This window comes from Streptomyces sp. NPDC085944 (assembly GCF_040686295.1).
GTDB lineage: Bacteria > Actinomycetota > Actinomycetes > Streptomycetales > Streptomycetaceae > Streptomyces > Streptomyces salinarius.
On the sequence record NZ_JBFBJX010000020.1, the window covers coordinates 117688 to 131431 of the forward strand.

Annotated in this window: 11 protein-coding genes; 5 read left to right on the forward strand and 6 right to left on the reverse strand. The window is 74.1% G+C overall.

Annotation, left to right across the window (positions count from 1 at the left end; translation table 11 throughout):
* Nucleotides 1–173: 173 nt before the first annotated feature.
* Both AB0P07_RS31210 and AB0P07_RS31215 read left to right on the forward strand, forming a co-directional pair.
* Nucleotides 174–641: an SSI family serine proteinase inhibitor gene (locus AB0P07_RS31210; RefSeq protein WP_365556440.1), complete on the forward strand. Its 468-nt coding sequence runs from the start codon at nt 174–176 to the stop codon at nt 639–641.
* A 194-nt stretch (nt 642–835) separates the two neighbouring features.
* On the forward strand, nt 836–5359 hold the full coding sequence (locus AB0P07_RS31215) for a PAS domain-containing protein (protein WP_365556441.1): 4524 nt from the start codon (nt 836–838) through the stop codon (nt 5357–5359).
* A gap of 18 nt (nt 5360–5377) precedes the next feature.
* Here AB0P07_RS31215 and AB0P07_RS31220 read toward each other — a convergent pair whose 3' ends face one another.
* Entirely contained in the window at nt 5378–5956 is a 579-nt protein-coding gene (locus tag AB0P07_RS31220) for a TetR family transcriptional regulator (protein WP_365556443.1), read from the reverse strand.
* A 140-nt stretch (nt 5957–6096) separates the two neighbouring features.
* Here AB0P07_RS31220 and AB0P07_RS31225 point away from each other — a divergent pair, with 140 nt between their 5' ends.
* Nucleotides 6097–7377, forward strand: a complete 1281-nt coding sequence (locus AB0P07_RS31225) for an MFS transporter (protein ID WP_365556445.1) — start codon at nt 6097–6099, stop codon at nt 7375–7377.
* A 75-nt stretch (nt 7378–7452) separates the two neighbouring features.
* Here AB0P07_RS31225 and AB0P07_RS31230 read toward each other — a convergent pair whose 3' ends face one another.
* The 3 genes from AB0P07_RS31230 to AB0P07_RS31240 all read right to left on the reverse strand — a co-directional run bounded on the left by AB0P07_RS31230 (nt 7453) and on the right by AB0P07_RS31240 (nt 10688).
* Nucleotides 7453–9129, reverse strand: a complete 1677-nt coding sequence (locus AB0P07_RS31230) for a long-chain fatty acid--CoA ligase (protein ID WP_365556446.1) — start codon at nt 9127–9129, stop codon at nt 7453–7455.
* A gap of 127 nt (nt 9130–9256) precedes the next feature.
* A complete protein-coding gene (locus tag AB0P07_RS31235) occupies nt 9257–9889 on the reverse strand; it encodes a SigE family RNA polymerase sigma factor (protein WP_365556448.1) in 633 nt (210 codons plus the stop codon).
* 472 nt (nt 9890–10361) lie between these two features.
* Nucleotides 10362–10688, reverse strand: a complete 327-nt coding sequence (locus tag AB0P07_RS31240; RefSeq protein ID WP_365556449.1) for a hypothetical protein — start codon at nt 10686–10688, stop codon at nt 10362–10364.
* A 362-nt stretch (nt 10689–11050) separates the two neighbouring features.
* On the opposite strand from AB0P07_RS31240, the gene AB0P07_RS31245 reads away from it, so the two are divergent.
* Entirely contained in the window at nt 11051–11941 is an 891-nt protein-coding gene (locus AB0P07_RS31245) for a bifunctional DNA primase/polymerase (protein ID WP_365556451.1), read from the forward strand.
* A gap of 85 nt (nt 11942–12026) precedes the next feature.
* Here AB0P07_RS31245 and AB0P07_RS31250 read toward each other — a convergent pair whose 3' ends face one another.
* Nucleotides 12027–12404, reverse strand: coding sequence for a MerR family transcriptional regulator (locus AB0P07_RS31250; protein ID WP_365556453.1), 378 nt, complete (start codon nt 12402–12404; stop codon nt 12027–12029).
* Nucleotides 12405–12479: 75 nt separating this feature from the next.
* Between AB0P07_RS31250 and AB0P07_RS31255 the strand changes: the two genes are divergently transcribed.
* On the forward strand, nt 12480–13208 hold the full coding sequence (locus tag AB0P07_RS31255) for an SDR family oxidoreductase (protein ID WP_365556455.1): 729 nt from the start codon (nt 12480–12482) through the stop codon (nt 13206–13208).
* 72 nt (nt 13209–13280) lie between these two features.
* On the opposite strand, the gene AB0P07_RS31260 is transcribed toward AB0P07_RS31255, so the two are convergent.
* The gene (locus AB0P07_RS31260; protein ID WP_365556457.1) at nt 13281–13685 is read right to left on the reverse strand and encodes a hypothetical protein; all 405 of its coding nucleotides are present in this window, start codon (nt 13683–13685) and stop codon (nt 13281–13283) included.
* Nucleotides 13686–13744 lie beyond the last annotated feature (59 nt).

Consider the following 13744-nt stretch of genomic DNA (forward strand, 5'->3'; position numbering starts at 1 on the left):
GTGCCGATGATGACACAGTTGAGCGCGCTGTCACCAATCGGCCCCTACGGTACTAGGCGGGCAGGCCGCAGGGCAAAGCCCTTACGGCGTGGTCGCCCGGACGTCGCGCGTCCGCACGGCGTACTCCGCGGCCGCAGGCGCAACGTCGCGGCGGCCGGCGCGTTGGTCAGGTCATGTTCCAGGTCTCCCGCACCCCCGCCGCCCGCCTCCTCGGCGCCGCCGCCCTGTCCGCCGCCGCCCTCGCCTCCGTCTGCGCCGCGCACCCGGCCGCAGCCGTCGTCCCCGGTCCCGGCGTTCCCGACGATGGCCACCTCACGGTCACCGTCCGCGACGCCGGCCCCGGCTTCGACGGCACGTACGAGCTGTCCTGCCACCCCGCCGGCGGCGACCACCCCGACCCGGACGGCGCCTGCGCCGTCGTCGAGGGCGACACCCGGTGGGGCCGGGACACCTTCGCGCCGGTGCCCGAGGGCAGCGTCTGCACCATGCAGTACGGCGGTCCGGCCACCGCGCACGTCACCGGCGTCTGGGCCGGACGCCCCGTCGACGCGACGTACGACCGCCGCGACGGCTGCGAGATCTCCCGCTGGGACCGCATGGTGCCACTGCTGCCCGACCTCGGGCGCCCGGCCCGGTCCTAGGAGGGACGACGACGCCTGCTCGGCCCGACGGTCACCGGTCACACGTTCTACGTCACTTCGTCGTGCGACCTACGTCCCATCCCACCCCGCCCGCCGGGCCCCAACCCTTAGACTCCCTCGGGTGACACGCCGCGGACCGATTGGCAAGATGGCCCAGGCGGTCGGCAAGTGCGGTAACAGGAGGGAAGCGTCTCGTGAGCAGCAGGCCATCCCGAGGCGCTGCTCGCCTCGCAGCCATACTGGACGCGCTGCCGGACGCGTTGGTCCTGGTCAACGCCAACGGCACCGTGGTCAACGCGAACACCATCGCGCTGGAGGCGTTCGAGACGCCGGGCACCGCGCTGGTCGGGCGGGGGCTGCTGGATCTGCTGCCGCAGTTCGACTCGCGGCTGATCCCCGGCTCCATGCGGCGCCCCGACCACATCGACCCGCGGGCGCGCACCAAGCCGACCCGGATGGTCGCCCGGCGCACCGACGGCTCCGAGTTCCCCGTCGAGGTCACCAGCGCCAACCTGGAGACCGGCCAGCAGGCCTACGACACCTACGGCTACACCGGCGACGAGCTGCTGATGCTGGTCGTCCGCGACCTCTCCGGCACCGTCGACACCGAGGCCGAGCTGGCCCGTTCGCAGCGGCAGACCGAGATGATCCTGCGGGCCGCCTCCGAGGGCGTCGTCGGCACCGACACCGACGGGCGGATCGTCCTCGTCAACCCGGCCGCCGCCCAGATCCTGGGCTACCGCGCCGGTGAACTGGGCGGCCGCGAGCTGCACACCCTGGTCCTGCACTCCCGCGCCGACGGCTCGCCGTTCCCGTACGACGAGTCGCCGCTCGCCGACACCCTGCGCTCCGGGCGCAAGCACCGGGTGCGCGGGCAGGTGCTGTTCGCCAAGAGCGGGGACCAGCTGCCGGTCGACCTGACGACCGCCCCCGTGCGCGACGGCGACCAGCTCGTCGGCGCCGTGCTGACCTTCACCGACCGGCGCCCCTACGACGCCCTCGTCAAGGAGCACGAGGAGGCGGAGCGGCGGCACGCCGAGGAGTTGGAGCGGCTCTCCGAGGAGCACGCCTCCGAGCTGACCGCGCTGCGCCAGCGGCACGTCGCCGAGCTGGAGGAGCTGCGGGAGAAGCACGCGGAGGAGCTCGCCGCGGACGCCGACCGCTACGCCGCCCTCGGTGAGCGGGAGAAGGACCGGTACGAGGCGATCGCCGGCCGGCACGAGCAGCTGCTCACCCTGCTCGGCGACTCGCTGCGCGGGCCGCTGGACGAGCTGCGCCGGGAGCTGGCCGCACTGGCCTCCGACGACGCCGGGCAGCTGTGGCCCGAGGCCAACCAGGTGCTGCACCATCTGTCGGCGGGCTACTCGCGCATCACCACTCTCATCGACAACGTGCTCGGCTATCAGCGCCTCGACGGGGGCGACGAGCAGGTCGCCCGTACGAAGGTGATGCTCGACGCCGTCGTCGCGGCGGGTGTCGACGGGGCCGTGGAGCTGATCGGGCCGGGGCGGGTGCAGTTCGCCGTGCACGCGCCGCCGATCGAGGCCGAGGTGGATTCCCGGCTCCTGGCCACCGCGCTCGCCCATCTCGTCGCGGACGTCGCGGGTGTCGACGCGACCGGCAACTCGCCCGTGTCGGCGACCGGCGGATACCTGGACAACACCGTCGTGGTCGCGGCGGCGCAGCGCGGCGAGGTCGTGCGCATCGAGGTGCGCGGGCCGTACGCCGGCGGGGACCCGGTGCACGAGCCGATCGTGCGCGGAATCGTGCGGGCGCACGGCGGCGTGCTGCAGACGCACGAGGTGCCGGGCATGAGCGGCAGCGCGTTCGTGCTGGAGGTGCCGATCGGGGGCGGGGCCGGTGCGGTCGCCGCCCCGGGCACCGAGGTGGCTTCCGTCGCGTCCGTCGCGCCTGCCGAGGGTGTCGGTGGCGTGGGCGCGGGGAACGCCGTGGCCGTGCGGGAGCCGGCTCCCGGGGGCGGGAGGCGGCGGGCGCGCCGGGCGTCGGTCGACGCGTTCCTGGAGAGCGAGGTCGCGGGGGCGCCGGGCGAGGCCGGTGCCGGGCCCGAGGCGGAGAGGGCCGCTCCGACCGGGCGGCGCAGGCGGCGCGCGGCGCAGGCCGAGAGCGGGATACAGGCTCAGGGACAGGTGCAGGTGCCGCAACACGGCGCCGCTTCCGCTCCGCTTCCCGTGCCCGCGCAGGCGGGCCCCGGTGAGGGGGCCGGGGCCGGTGGTACCGGGCGCCGGCGCGGGCGGCCCGCGGAGGGTCCGGGTGCCGAGGTCGCCGTGGCGCAACAGGGGGCGCCCGCTGGGGTGTCCGAGGGTGCCGTCGTCATGGCCGGCGAGCACGGCGGAGGGTCCGCGGCGTCCAACACCGGGCTGGGCGGGACCGTACCCCCGCAGGGGGTGCCCGCGCCCGCCGCCGGTCGACGGGCCGGGCAGGACGGCGGAGAGCAGCACGCGCTGCCCCCGGCCCTGCCAGCGCAGGCCGGTGAGTCGGACCCCGCGCACCTTGCTTCCGCAGACCCCGCGCACACGGACCGGCCGACGGGACGCCGGCGGCGCGCCCTCGCCTCCGCGAACGAACGTGCCGCGGCGCAGGAGGCCGCTCCGCGCCAGGTGTTCGCCCTGCCGCCCGCCGACGCGGACCGTCCGTCCGACGGTACGGCGGAGGCGGCACCGGAGAGCCAGGGCCCGGCTCGCGTTCAGGGGCAGGGGCCGACCGGGCCCCTGCCCGTACCCGGGCCCTCTCCCGTACCCGGGCCCCTTCCCGTACCCGGGCCCGCCGCTCCCGGTGACGCCCTGCCCGACGACGGCCGTCACGACGCCGTACCGCACGACCGGGCCGACGACCACACGCCGCCGCAGCCGCACCCCGCCGAGGCGCCCACGGGACGCCGCCGCCGGGCCGGCACCCCCCGGCCGGCCGGGGGACCGGCGCCGGTCCCGGCGCAGCACGCCCCCGCGCAGCACGCCCCCGCGCAGGGCGTCCCGGTGCAGGCGCCGACGCCGGTGCAGCCGGTGCAGGGAGCCCCGGTGCCGTCTCCGGCCGAGGCACAGGTGTCCCGGCCCGCCGCAGCCGGCACCGCGCAGCCCGACGGCCCCCAGCCCGGCATCGCGGCGCCCGACGCCCCCCAGCCCGGCACCGCGCAGCCCGACGCCCCGCACCCCGGCACCGCGCAGCCCGACGCCCCCCACCCCGGCACCGCGGCGCCCGCTGCCCCCGGCCGGCCGGCTCCCGCGCCGCAGCCCCAGCCGCAGCCCCAGTCCTGGCCCGCGGCCGGGGACACCCAGGGCTCCGGCACGCCCGTGCCGCCCGGCGCAGCCGCCGGACCCGCGACTCCGGCCACGCCTGCCGCGTCGGCCGCCCCGGCCACACCTGCCACCCCGGCGGCCCCGGCGGCCCCCCGGACCGTCCCCGCCACCACGCCGAGCCGGGGCACGCCGTTGCCGCCCGAGAACGCGCCCGCTCCGCGCGCGGCGCAGCCGCTGCCCGCCGAGGCCTCCGCTCCGGTCGACCCGAACTCGACGCAGGGACGGGCGATCAGCGTGCGCACCCTCGGCCAGGGCGTGCCGTTCAACCGGCAGGCGGTCCAGGTGCAGCAGCCGTCGGCCACGCCCGCCCCGCACCAGCCGGGCGGTGGCGGCCGGCGCCGCAAGCTGGGCACGCCGCCCGACCCGGCCGCCGGGGCCGCGGCGCAGTCGGCCCGCTCGCACCCGGCCGCGGAGCAGCCGCCCGGCGCGCTGCCCCCCACCACGCCGCCGCCCACGGCGCAGCCGAAGAAGCAGTCCCCGCCGCCGTCCCAGGAGCAGTCGTCCCTGGCCGGCGGTCAGGGACGGCTCGCGCCGGTCACCGAGGGCGCCGGACGGTCGTACGCCATAGGGGCACCGGACCGGGACGCCGCCGAGGGGCCCGAGCCGCTGGACGGGCCGGGCGGGGCCGTCGAGGTGGCCGATCCGCCGCGTCCGCAGCCGATGGACGACGAGCTGCCGCCGGAGCCGCTGGACAACCCGCGCCGGCTGCTGGTGTGGCCCGCGCCGGACGTCTCCACGCAGCAGGCGCTCAGCGACCGCGGCTACCGGCCGGTGACCGTGAACTCGCGCGAGGAGGTCGACGCGCAGATCGCGGCGTTCCCGGCCGCGCTGTTCGTGGACCCGCTGACCGGGCCGATCACGCGTACGGCGCTGCAGTCGCTGCGGCAGGCGGCGGTGGCGGCCGAGGTGCCGGTGCTGGTCACGGCCGGTCTCGGACAGGCCTCGCGGAACGCGGCCTACGGCGCGGACCCCGCCGTGCTGCTGAAGGCGCTCGCGCCCCGGGACAGCGAGCAGCACCCGCCGCGCGTGCTGCTGATCGAGGAGCACGCGGAGATCGCCCTGGCGCTGACGTCGACGCTGGAGCGGCGCGGTATGCAGGTGGCGCGGGCGGCGAGCGACGCCGACGCGGTGACGCTGGCGGGGCAGTTCCGGCCGAACCTGGTCGTGATGGACCTGATGCGGGTGCAGCGGCGCCAGGAGGGGTCCGCCGGGATCGTCGACTGGCTGCGCGCCAACGGACAGCTCAACCGCACCCCGCTGGTCGTCTACACCGCCGCCGTCGACCAGGACGACCTGCCGCGCCTCGCCTCGGGCGAGACGGTGCTGTTCCTTGCGGAGCGTTCCACCAGCGGTGAGGTGCAGTCCCGGATCGTCGAGCTGCTGTCGCGGATCGGGACCAACTGAGGGCCCGGCGGCCCGGAGCTACGGTTCGACGATCCGGCGGGCCGCCTTCTTGATCGAGTCGCGCAGCCGGTCGCCGCCACCGTCCTCGCCGCCGACGAGGATGCGCTTCATCTGGGGCACGACGACCGCCCAGTTGGCCATCGCGACCAGCAGGAACAGCAGGTCGGGCGCCGGGATGGCGTCGGTGATCACGCCGCGTTCCTGGCCGTCCCGCAGGGCGGCGACCTTGCGGGCGTAGTGCTCCTGGCGTTCGCTCTCGTGAGGCAGCTCGGCGGTGCCGTACTCCATGCCCTCCCAGAAGAGCAGGCGCAGCAGCTCGGGGTGGGCGGCGTGGTAGTCCAGCAGGCGGTCGATCCAGCCCTCGATGTCGTCCGGGTCGACGGGGACGGAGATCGCGAGGTCGAGCATCTTCTTCTCGAGCACGCACGCGAACAGCTCGCCCTTGTTGCCGTAGTAGGCGTAGATCAGCTGCTTGTTGGCCCTGGCCTCGGCCGCGATGCGGTCGATGCGCGCCCCGGCGATGCCGTGGCGGGCGAACTCCGCCACCGCCGCCTCGAAGATCCGGGCTTTGGTGGCCTCGGGGTCCCTTGCTGCCATGAGGCCAGGGTAACGGGGCCCCGGACGGTAACCAACTATTTGGTTGACAGGGTTCGGGAATGCGGGACAGACTCCCGTGGTTCCTCCAACCAACCAGTTAGTTGTTAGCTGGTGTGCACTCGAAGGAGTCGGTCCGCATCATGCCGTCATCGCCCTCCGCTTCCGCCACGTCGCCGCAGACCGACCCCGGAAGCACCGCCCCCGTGCACACACCCGGCCCCGCCGGTCCGTCCGGAGCCGGCCCGTCCGGTGCCGTCGCCCGGCTCTTCCTCCCGCTGATCGCCCTGTGCACCGCCGTCACGGCCGCCAACATCTATCTCGCGGCGCCGCTGCTCCCCCTCATCGCCCACGACATGGGATCCACCCCGTCGGCGGTCGCCTGGCTCGCCTCGGTCGCGCAGCTCGGGTACGCCGCCGGCCTGCTCTTCTTCGCCCCGCTCGGCGACAGCGTGAACCGACGCCGCCTGGTCGCCGTCCTCTCGCTGGTCGCCACGGCAGCCCTGCTCGCCGCCGCCGCCTCGGCCGGCACCGGCGCGCTCGCGGGCGCGGTCCTGGTCGCCTCGGCCGCGACCGTCGTACCGCAGCTGCTCGTCCCGCTGGTCGCCGAGCGCGCCCCCGCCGACCGCCGGGCCCGGCACGTCGCGGCCGTCATCGCGGGCCTGTTCACCGGCGTCGTCGCGGCCCGGGTGCTCGGCGGTCTCGCCGGGCAGGCCTTCGGCTGGCGCACGGTGTTCGTGGGCGCCGCCGTCCTGACCGCCGTACTGGGGCTGGCTACGGCGTACATCCTGCCGGTGGAGCGGCGGCAGCGGCGGGGGCCGCTGTTCGCGGGGCTCGTCGCGATACCGGGCGTGGTCCGCCGCTCGCCCGACCTGTGGCGGGCGTGCGTGCGGCAGGCGGGGATGTACGGCGCCTGGAGCGCCCTGTGGACCTCGCTCGCCCTGCTCCTCACGGGGGACGAGGGGTACGGCATGACCACCGCCGCGGCCGGTCTGTTCGGGCTGTTCGGGCTGGCGGCAAGCGTCGTCGCGCCGCTCGCCGGGGGCCTGGTCGACCGGTTCGGCGCCGCCAAGGTCGTACGGTCCGCGTACGCGCTGGCCGCGCTCTCCGTGCCGCTGTTCTGGCTGGGCGGGCAGGTGATGGCGGCGCTGTGCGCGGCCGCGGTCCTGGTGCACGCCGCCCTGGTCGCCTCCCATGTCGCCAACCAGACCCTCGCGCTGACCACCACCTCGGCCCCGGCCACCGCCAACACGGCCTACGTCGTCGCCGGCTTCGCGGGCGGCGCGCTGGCCTCTGCCCTCACCGGGCCCGCGTTCGGGCACTGGGGCTGGGGCGGCGTGTGCGCGGTGGCGGGGACGTGGCTGGTGCTGGGGTGGACGGCCACGGCCGTACGCCCGGCGCGGACGGCACGCATGGCGCGGTGAGGGCAAAAGGAACGCAGGAAGTGCCGGGCGGGAGGCCGTGGGGCCCGCCGGCCGGCACCTCGTTACCCGCGCCGGTCAGAGGCGCGTGACGTCGAGCCCGCCGTCGGCGTACTGCCTGCGCAGCACCTTCTTGTCGAACTTGCCGACGCTGGTCTTCGGCACCGTCTCGATGACGGTCCAGCGTTCCGGGAGCTGCCACTTGGCGATCTTGCCGTCCTCGGCGAGGAAGGTGCGCAGGGCGGCGAAGTCGGCGGTGGCGCCCTCCCTGAGGACGACGGTGGCCAGTGGGCGCTCGCCCCACTTGTCGTCGGGCACGGCGACCACGGCGGCCTCGGCGACGTCCGGGTGGGACATCAGCGCGTTCTCCAGCTCGACCGAGGAGATCCACTCGCCGCCGGACTTGATGACGTCCTTGGCCCGGTCGGTCAGGGTGAGGAAGCCGTCCGGCGAGATGGTGCCGACGTCACCCGTCTTCAGCCAGCCGTCCTCGCTGAACTTGTCGTCGGGACGCAGCGGCTCCGCGCCGGGGCCGTTGTAGTAGGCACCGGCGATCCAGTTGCCGCGCACCTCCAGCTCACCGGCGGACTCCCCGTCCCAGGGCAGGCGCTCGCCGCCGGGACCGGTGAGGCGGGCCTCGACGCCGGCCGGGAAGCGGCCCTGGGTGAGGCGGTAGGCGAACTCCTCCGGCGTGCCGACCACGTGCGCGGGCGGCCGGGCGATGGTGCCGAGCGGCGAGGTCTCCGTCATGCCCCAGGCGTGGCAGACCCGCATCCCGAGCGCGTCGAACGCCTCCATCAGGGAGGGGGGACAGGCCGAGCCGCCGATGGTGACCTGGGTGAGCGAGGAGACGTCGCGGGGCTTGGCCGTCAGCTCGGCGAGCAGGCCCTGCCAGATGGTGGGGACGGCGGCGGCGTGCGTGGGCCGCTCGCCCTCGATCATCGCGGCGAGGGGCGCGGGCTGCAGGAAGCGGTCCGGCATCAGCATGTTCACGCCGGTCATGAAGGTGGCGTGCGGCAGCCCCCAGGCGTTGACGTGGAACTGCGGGACCACGACCAGCGTGGTGTCCTGGTCGGTCAGGCCCATCGACTGGGCCATGTTGACCTGCATGGAGTGCAGGTAGATGGAACGGTGGCTGTAGACCACGCCCTTGGGGTCGCCGGTGGTGCCGGAGGTGTAGCACATGGCGGCCGCGGCCCGCTCGTCCAGCTCGGGCCAGTCGTACGTGGTGGGCTTCGGGGCGAGCAGGTCATCGTACTCGTGCACCCGGACGGCGGCCCCGTCCAGCAGCGAGCGGTCGCCCGGCCCGGTGACGACGACGTGCTCGACGGTCTTCAGGTGCGGCAGCAGCGGGGCGAGCAGCGGCAGCAGCGAACCGTTGGCGATCACGACCCGGTCGGCGGCGTGGTTGACGATCCAGGCCAGTTGCTCGGGCGGGAGGCGGAGATTGAGGGTGTGGAGGACCGCGCCCATGGAGGGGATCGCGAAGTAGGCCTCGACATGCTCGGCGTTGTTCCACATGAGGGTGGCGACGCGTTCGTCGTCGTCGACGGCGAGGTCCTCGCGCAGGGCGTGCGCCAGCTGGGCGGCGCGGGCGCCGATGTCGGCGAAGGAGCGGCGGTGCGGCTCGTCCTCACCGGTCCAGGTGGTCACCTGCGAGCTGCCGTGGATGGTCGACCCGTGGGCCAGGATCCTCGAAATCAGCAGCGGTACGTCCTGCATCGTGCTCAGCACGGTGTCCTCCCGGGGCGACATTGCCTACGCGGCGGTAAGGGATGCGCTGATTCTGCGCACATACCGCTTGGTATGTCACTAGTCCCGGGTGATCGATCAGTGGGCGCGAACCGTCACGCCGTCCCGCCGAGGGCACGTGCGGCCCGGCTCAGGAGCGGACGAACCCCAGCTCAGGGTCCTCGCGGAGCTTGCCTAGCGCCCGGGAGACCGCCGACTTCACGGTGCCCACGGAAACGCCCAGCACTTCCGCCGTCCGGGCCTCGCTCAGGTCCTCGTAGTACCTGAGGACGACCATGGCGCGCTGCCGTGCGGGCAGCTTCATGATCGCCCGCCACATCGCGTCGTGCAGGGCCTGCCGCTCCGCCGGGTCGTCGCCGCCGGGCACGGGCTCCGGCTCGGGCAGCTCGTCGCAGGCGAACTCGTCGACCTTGCGCTTGCGCCACTGCGAGGTACGGGTGTTCAGCAGCGCCCGGCGCACATAGCCGTCCAGGGCGCGATGGTCCTCGATGCGCTCCCAGGCCACGTACGTCTTGGTGAGCGCGGTCTGCAGCAGGTCCTCCGCGTCGCTCGGGTTCGCGGTGAGCGAGCGGGCGGTACGCAGCAGCACCGGCCGGCGGGCCTTCACGTACGACGCGAACGACGGGTACGGGAGGGTCTGCGTCCTTGCTGTGGCCGTGGCCAGGGCCGGTCCGGTTGCCACGGCCGGGGCCGGGAGCGGCGCCGGGGCCGACGCCATGGCGGTGGCGGCGCTCGAAGCGCTGGTGCAGACAGGTGCGGTCATGGCTCAACGCTATGAGCGAGAAGGCACCCGGCGGATCGGCCGCAGGTCCCGAAGCAGAGTCCCCCTCAGGTTGTAGGGGTGGTGTTGGCCCCACCTCCTGTAGGTGGAGCGGGGGAGGAGGGGTACTGCGGGTTGCCCCCTGGGGGTCACCCGGGGGACGGGCGAAGAGATTGACCGCGAGGCGGGTGAGAGGGTCGCCCGGGGGACGGGCGAAGAGATTGACCGCGAGGCGGGTGAGAGGGTCGCCCGGGGGACGGGCGAAGAGATTGACCGCGAGGCGGGCGAGTGGGTCGCCCGGGGGACGGGCGAAGGGGTTGACCGCGAGGCGGGCGGACGGGGCCCGGGGCAGGCGAAAACGCCAGGGCGACGGTACCGAAGTACCGCCGCCCTGACGCACTGCGACCCCATGAAGCACACCCGCACAAGGAACCGAGGGGCCGGCGCGGCAGCGCACCCGCGCCGGCCCCTCAGCTCACCACCACAGCGGGGAGAAGCTGACGGCCACGTTCTCGTTGCCCTGATTGATCGCCGTGAACGCCGAGCCGTCGACCTGCGCGGTGTTGCTCTGGTTCGACGCCCCCGAGCCGACCGCCTGCTGCTGCGAGGTGGACGAGTTGCCGTTGTTGTCGTCGCCGACACCGCTGCCGAGGATGCCGGCGTTGGCACTGGCGGCGGTCGCGCTGGATCCGTCGTCCGCGAAGGCGCCGTTGTCCGCCGTCGCCACCCCGCCGAAGAGAGCGGCGGCGAGCGGAAGGGCGGCGACGGCGGCGACGACACGGGCGGTACGGATGCTTGCCATGTTGTTCCTCCAGAACAAGTGCGCACCGGCTTCAGCCGACAACGCGTGAAGTACGTGAACCAGGACTGGTGTCAAGACAGTTGGCCGACCGCCTCGACGCTGTGCACGACGTCGCGTGATCAGAATTGCCCAGCGAACGCCGGCGAACCACCCCGGAAGCACCGATTCGCCCTCAAGCGTGAGGACAAGTCGATAAACCCCTTTGCTCCCCTTTCGCATCACCAGCCCACAGCACGGACACCCCCACCCCAAGCCCCACAAGAGGTGAAGCGTTCCGCCACTTTTTCTCCCCGCCCCGCCCTGCCCGGCGCGTCGCACCCCTCACCCTTCCCTTTATCGAACGTGCGTACGAACATAGACCCATGGCCACCACCGACCGGCAGGCCACGACGCTGGCCCTCGCACACGCCCTGTCAGCCGCGGAACGCGGACTGGCCGTCATCCCGCTGGCCCGGACCAAGCTCCCCGCGCTGCGCTCCCCCCACCGCCACGCTTCGACCCCCAAGCCCGTCACCTGCCAAGGCGAGTGCGGCCGCTTCGGCCACGGTGTCCACGACGCCTCGACCGACCCGGCCCGCATCCGCGCCCTGTTCGCCGCGGCCCCCTGGGCCACGGGTTACGGCATCGCCTGCGGCCTGCCCCCGCACCACCTGATCGGCATCGACCTGGACACGAGGCCCGGCGAGCCGGACCCCGGCTCCTCGACCGCCCTGCGCGAGCTGGCCCTGCGCCACCTGTTCACGATCCCGCCCACGGTCGTCGTCCTGACCCCCAGCGGAGGCCGCCACCTCTGGCTGACCGGCCCGCCCGACCACGTCGTCCCCAACTCGGCCGGCCGCCTCGCCCCCGGCATCGACGTCCGGGGCGCCGGCGGCTACCTGGTCGGCCCCGGCTCCCGCACCCGCCACGGCAGCTACACGACCGCCCCGGGCACCTCCCACCTGCCCCCGGCCCCCTGCCCGCCCGCACTGCTCCGGCTGCTGCTCCCGCCTCCCGTGCGGCGTACCGGGGGCGCCGGCTCGGTTTCGGGCGAGCCAGTGGCGGGCGGCCGGGGCCTCGTCCAGTTCGTCCTGGCCGCCCAGGAGGGCCAGCGCAACACCCGCCTCTTCTGGGCAGCCTGCCGCGCCTACGAGAACGGCATCGGCCCGGCCCTGCTGACCCCCTTGCTCCAAGCCGCCCGCACCACGGGCCTGACCGACCGCGAGGCCCGCGCCACCATCGCCTCGGCGGCCCGCATGACAGGCCACACCTGACCGCCCCGCGCTGTCCGACACAGGAGGCGCATGACGACGATGCGCCGTCTGTAGATCGCTGGAGCAACGTCCGACCGACCCGCGCCTACGGGTGCGTGTCCGTGATCGCGATGATCTCGTCGAGGCGGTCCAGGGCGGCCTGCAGGTCGTCGACCTTGGCCTGGATGCGGTCGCGCTCGGCGCGCAGCATGGCCCGTTGCTCGGTGTCGGTGTGCCCGGTGTCCCAGCACGGAAGGAGTTCCGCGATCCTTCGACTGGTCAGACCGGCGGCGAACATCTGCTGGAAGAAGCGCACCAGGGGGACGGCGTCCTGCCGGTAGAGGCGCTGGCCGGACGGGCTGCGTTCCGCGACGAGCAGCCCCTGCTGCTCGTAGTAGCGCACGGCGCGTACCGAGACACCGGCGCCCCGTGCCACCTCGCCGATGCGGAGCAGGCGCTCGGCCGCGGTCTCTGTGACGGTCATGGTGACTCCTCTCACCCCGGTCCTGACGACCAGCACTTGCCTCTGACGTCAGCGTCAGGTTTTAGCGTACCGGGCATGGACATCGACAACTCCGTCGCCCTTGTCACCGGAGCCAACCGCGGCCTGGGCCGCGCCTTCGCCCAGCGCCTGCTCGAACGGGGCGCCCACAAGGTCTATGCGACAGCCCGCCGACCGGAGACCGTGGACCTGCCCGGGGTCGAGGTACTGCCCCTCGACATCACCGATCCCGCATCCGTGCGGGCCGCCGCCGAGGCCGCCCCGGACGTCTCGCTGCTCGTCAACAACGCGGGAATCAGTACGGGGACCGACCTGGTGACCGGCTCCCTGGATACGGTGCGGCACGAGATGGAGACCAACATGTTCGGCCACCTGGGAATGATCCGGGAGTTCGCGCCGGCGCTGGCCAGGAACGGCGGGGGCGCGATCGTCAACGTCCTCTCCGCCATGTCGTGGTTCGGGGGCAAGGGCGCCAATGCCTACCACCTGACCAAGGCCGCCGCCTGGGCCATGACCAACGGCGTCCGCCTGGAGCTCGCCGAGCAGCACACGCTCGTCACAGCGGTACACCTCGGCCTGGCCGACACCGACATGGCCGCAGGGTGGCCCGTGGACAAGATCACTCCGTCGGACCTGGCCGACGCGGCGCTCGACGGTGTCGAGGCGGGCTCCGCCGAGGTCCTGGCCGACCAGTGGAGCCGGGACATCAAGTCCCGGCTGCCACTGACGCCGGAAGAGTTCAACGCCGCGATGGACCGCGCCCTGACGGCGCTGATGGCGGCCTGAGGGGCCCTCGGGGCAGCTCAACCAGTAGTCCGCCAGCGCACTTCCCCACCCGACGCCGGGACTCAGAGGGCGTTAAGTCCGTTTCTGGTAGCGGCCGCGTCCCGGTTGCTCGAGGAATCCCTGGCGGACGAGTCGTCCCAGGCGGGAGCGGGTGACGTTGATCGAGGGCTCGTCGGTGGGCAGGCCGAGGTGCTCATGCAGATCACGGACGCGGAACACCTTTCCGGGGTGCTCGTTGAACGTGGTCACGATGCGCTGGTAGACGGTCGCGGTGGCGGTCTCCGCGGGGGCCGGTGCCTGGTCGGGAGGGGTGAGGCCGTCGATGACCTTGCGGGTGGCGGCGAGCTCGGCCAGGCGGGCCTCGGTCTCGGCGAGGTCGGTGGTGAGCCGCTCGATCTGCTCGCGCAGGTGGTCGGCGCGGGCTGCGGTCTCATCGTGTTCGGTCTGCAGCAGCCGCAGGAGTTCGCAGACGTTCACGCGGCCAGCTCCACGTCGTCCCGCCAGGTGGGGGCAGGGGTGGTGAGGCGGCGGAGCAT

What these genes read in the sequence shown, in the direction of transcription:
- AB0P07_RS31245 (WP_365556451.1), top strand. Translation starts at nt 11,051, where the DNA reads ATGGCCACCACCGACCGGCAGGCCACGACGCTGGCCCTCGCACACGCC.
- AB0P07_RS31255 (WP_365556455.1), top strand. Translation starts at nt 12,480, where the DNA reads ATGGACATCGACAACTCCGTCGCCCTTGTCACCGGAGCCAACCGCGGC.
- AB0P07_RS31210 (WP_365556440.1), top strand. Translation starts at nt 174, where the DNA reads ATGTTCCAGGTCTCCCGCACCCCCGCCGCCCGCCTCCTCGGCGCCGCC.
- AB0P07_RS31230 (WP_365556446.1), bottom strand. Translation starts at nt 9,129, where the DNA reads ATGTCGCCCCGGGAGGACACCGTGCTGAGCACGATGCAGGACGTACCG.
- AB0P07_RS31225 (WP_365556445.1), top strand. Translation starts at nt 6,097, where the DNA reads ATGCCGTCATCGCCCTCCGCTTCCGCCACGTCGCCGCAGACCGACCCC.
- AB0P07_RS31250 (WP_365556453.1), bottom strand. Translation starts at nt 12,404, where the DNA reads ATGACCGTCACAGAGACCGCGGCCGAGCGCCTGCTCCGCATCGGCGAG.
- AB0P07_RS31235 (WP_365556448.1), bottom strand. Translation starts at nt 9,889, where the DNA reads ATGACCGCACCTGTCTGCACCAGCGCTTCGAGCGCCGCCACCGCCATG.
- AB0P07_RS31240 (WP_365556449.1), bottom strand. Translation starts at nt 10,688, where the DNA reads ATGGCAAGCATCCGTACCGCCCGTGTCGTCGCCGCCGTCGCCGCCCTT.
- AB0P07_RS31220 (WP_365556443.1), bottom strand. Translation starts at nt 5,956, where the DNA reads ATGGCAGCAAGGGACCCCGAGGCCACCAAAGCCCGGATCTTCGAGGCG.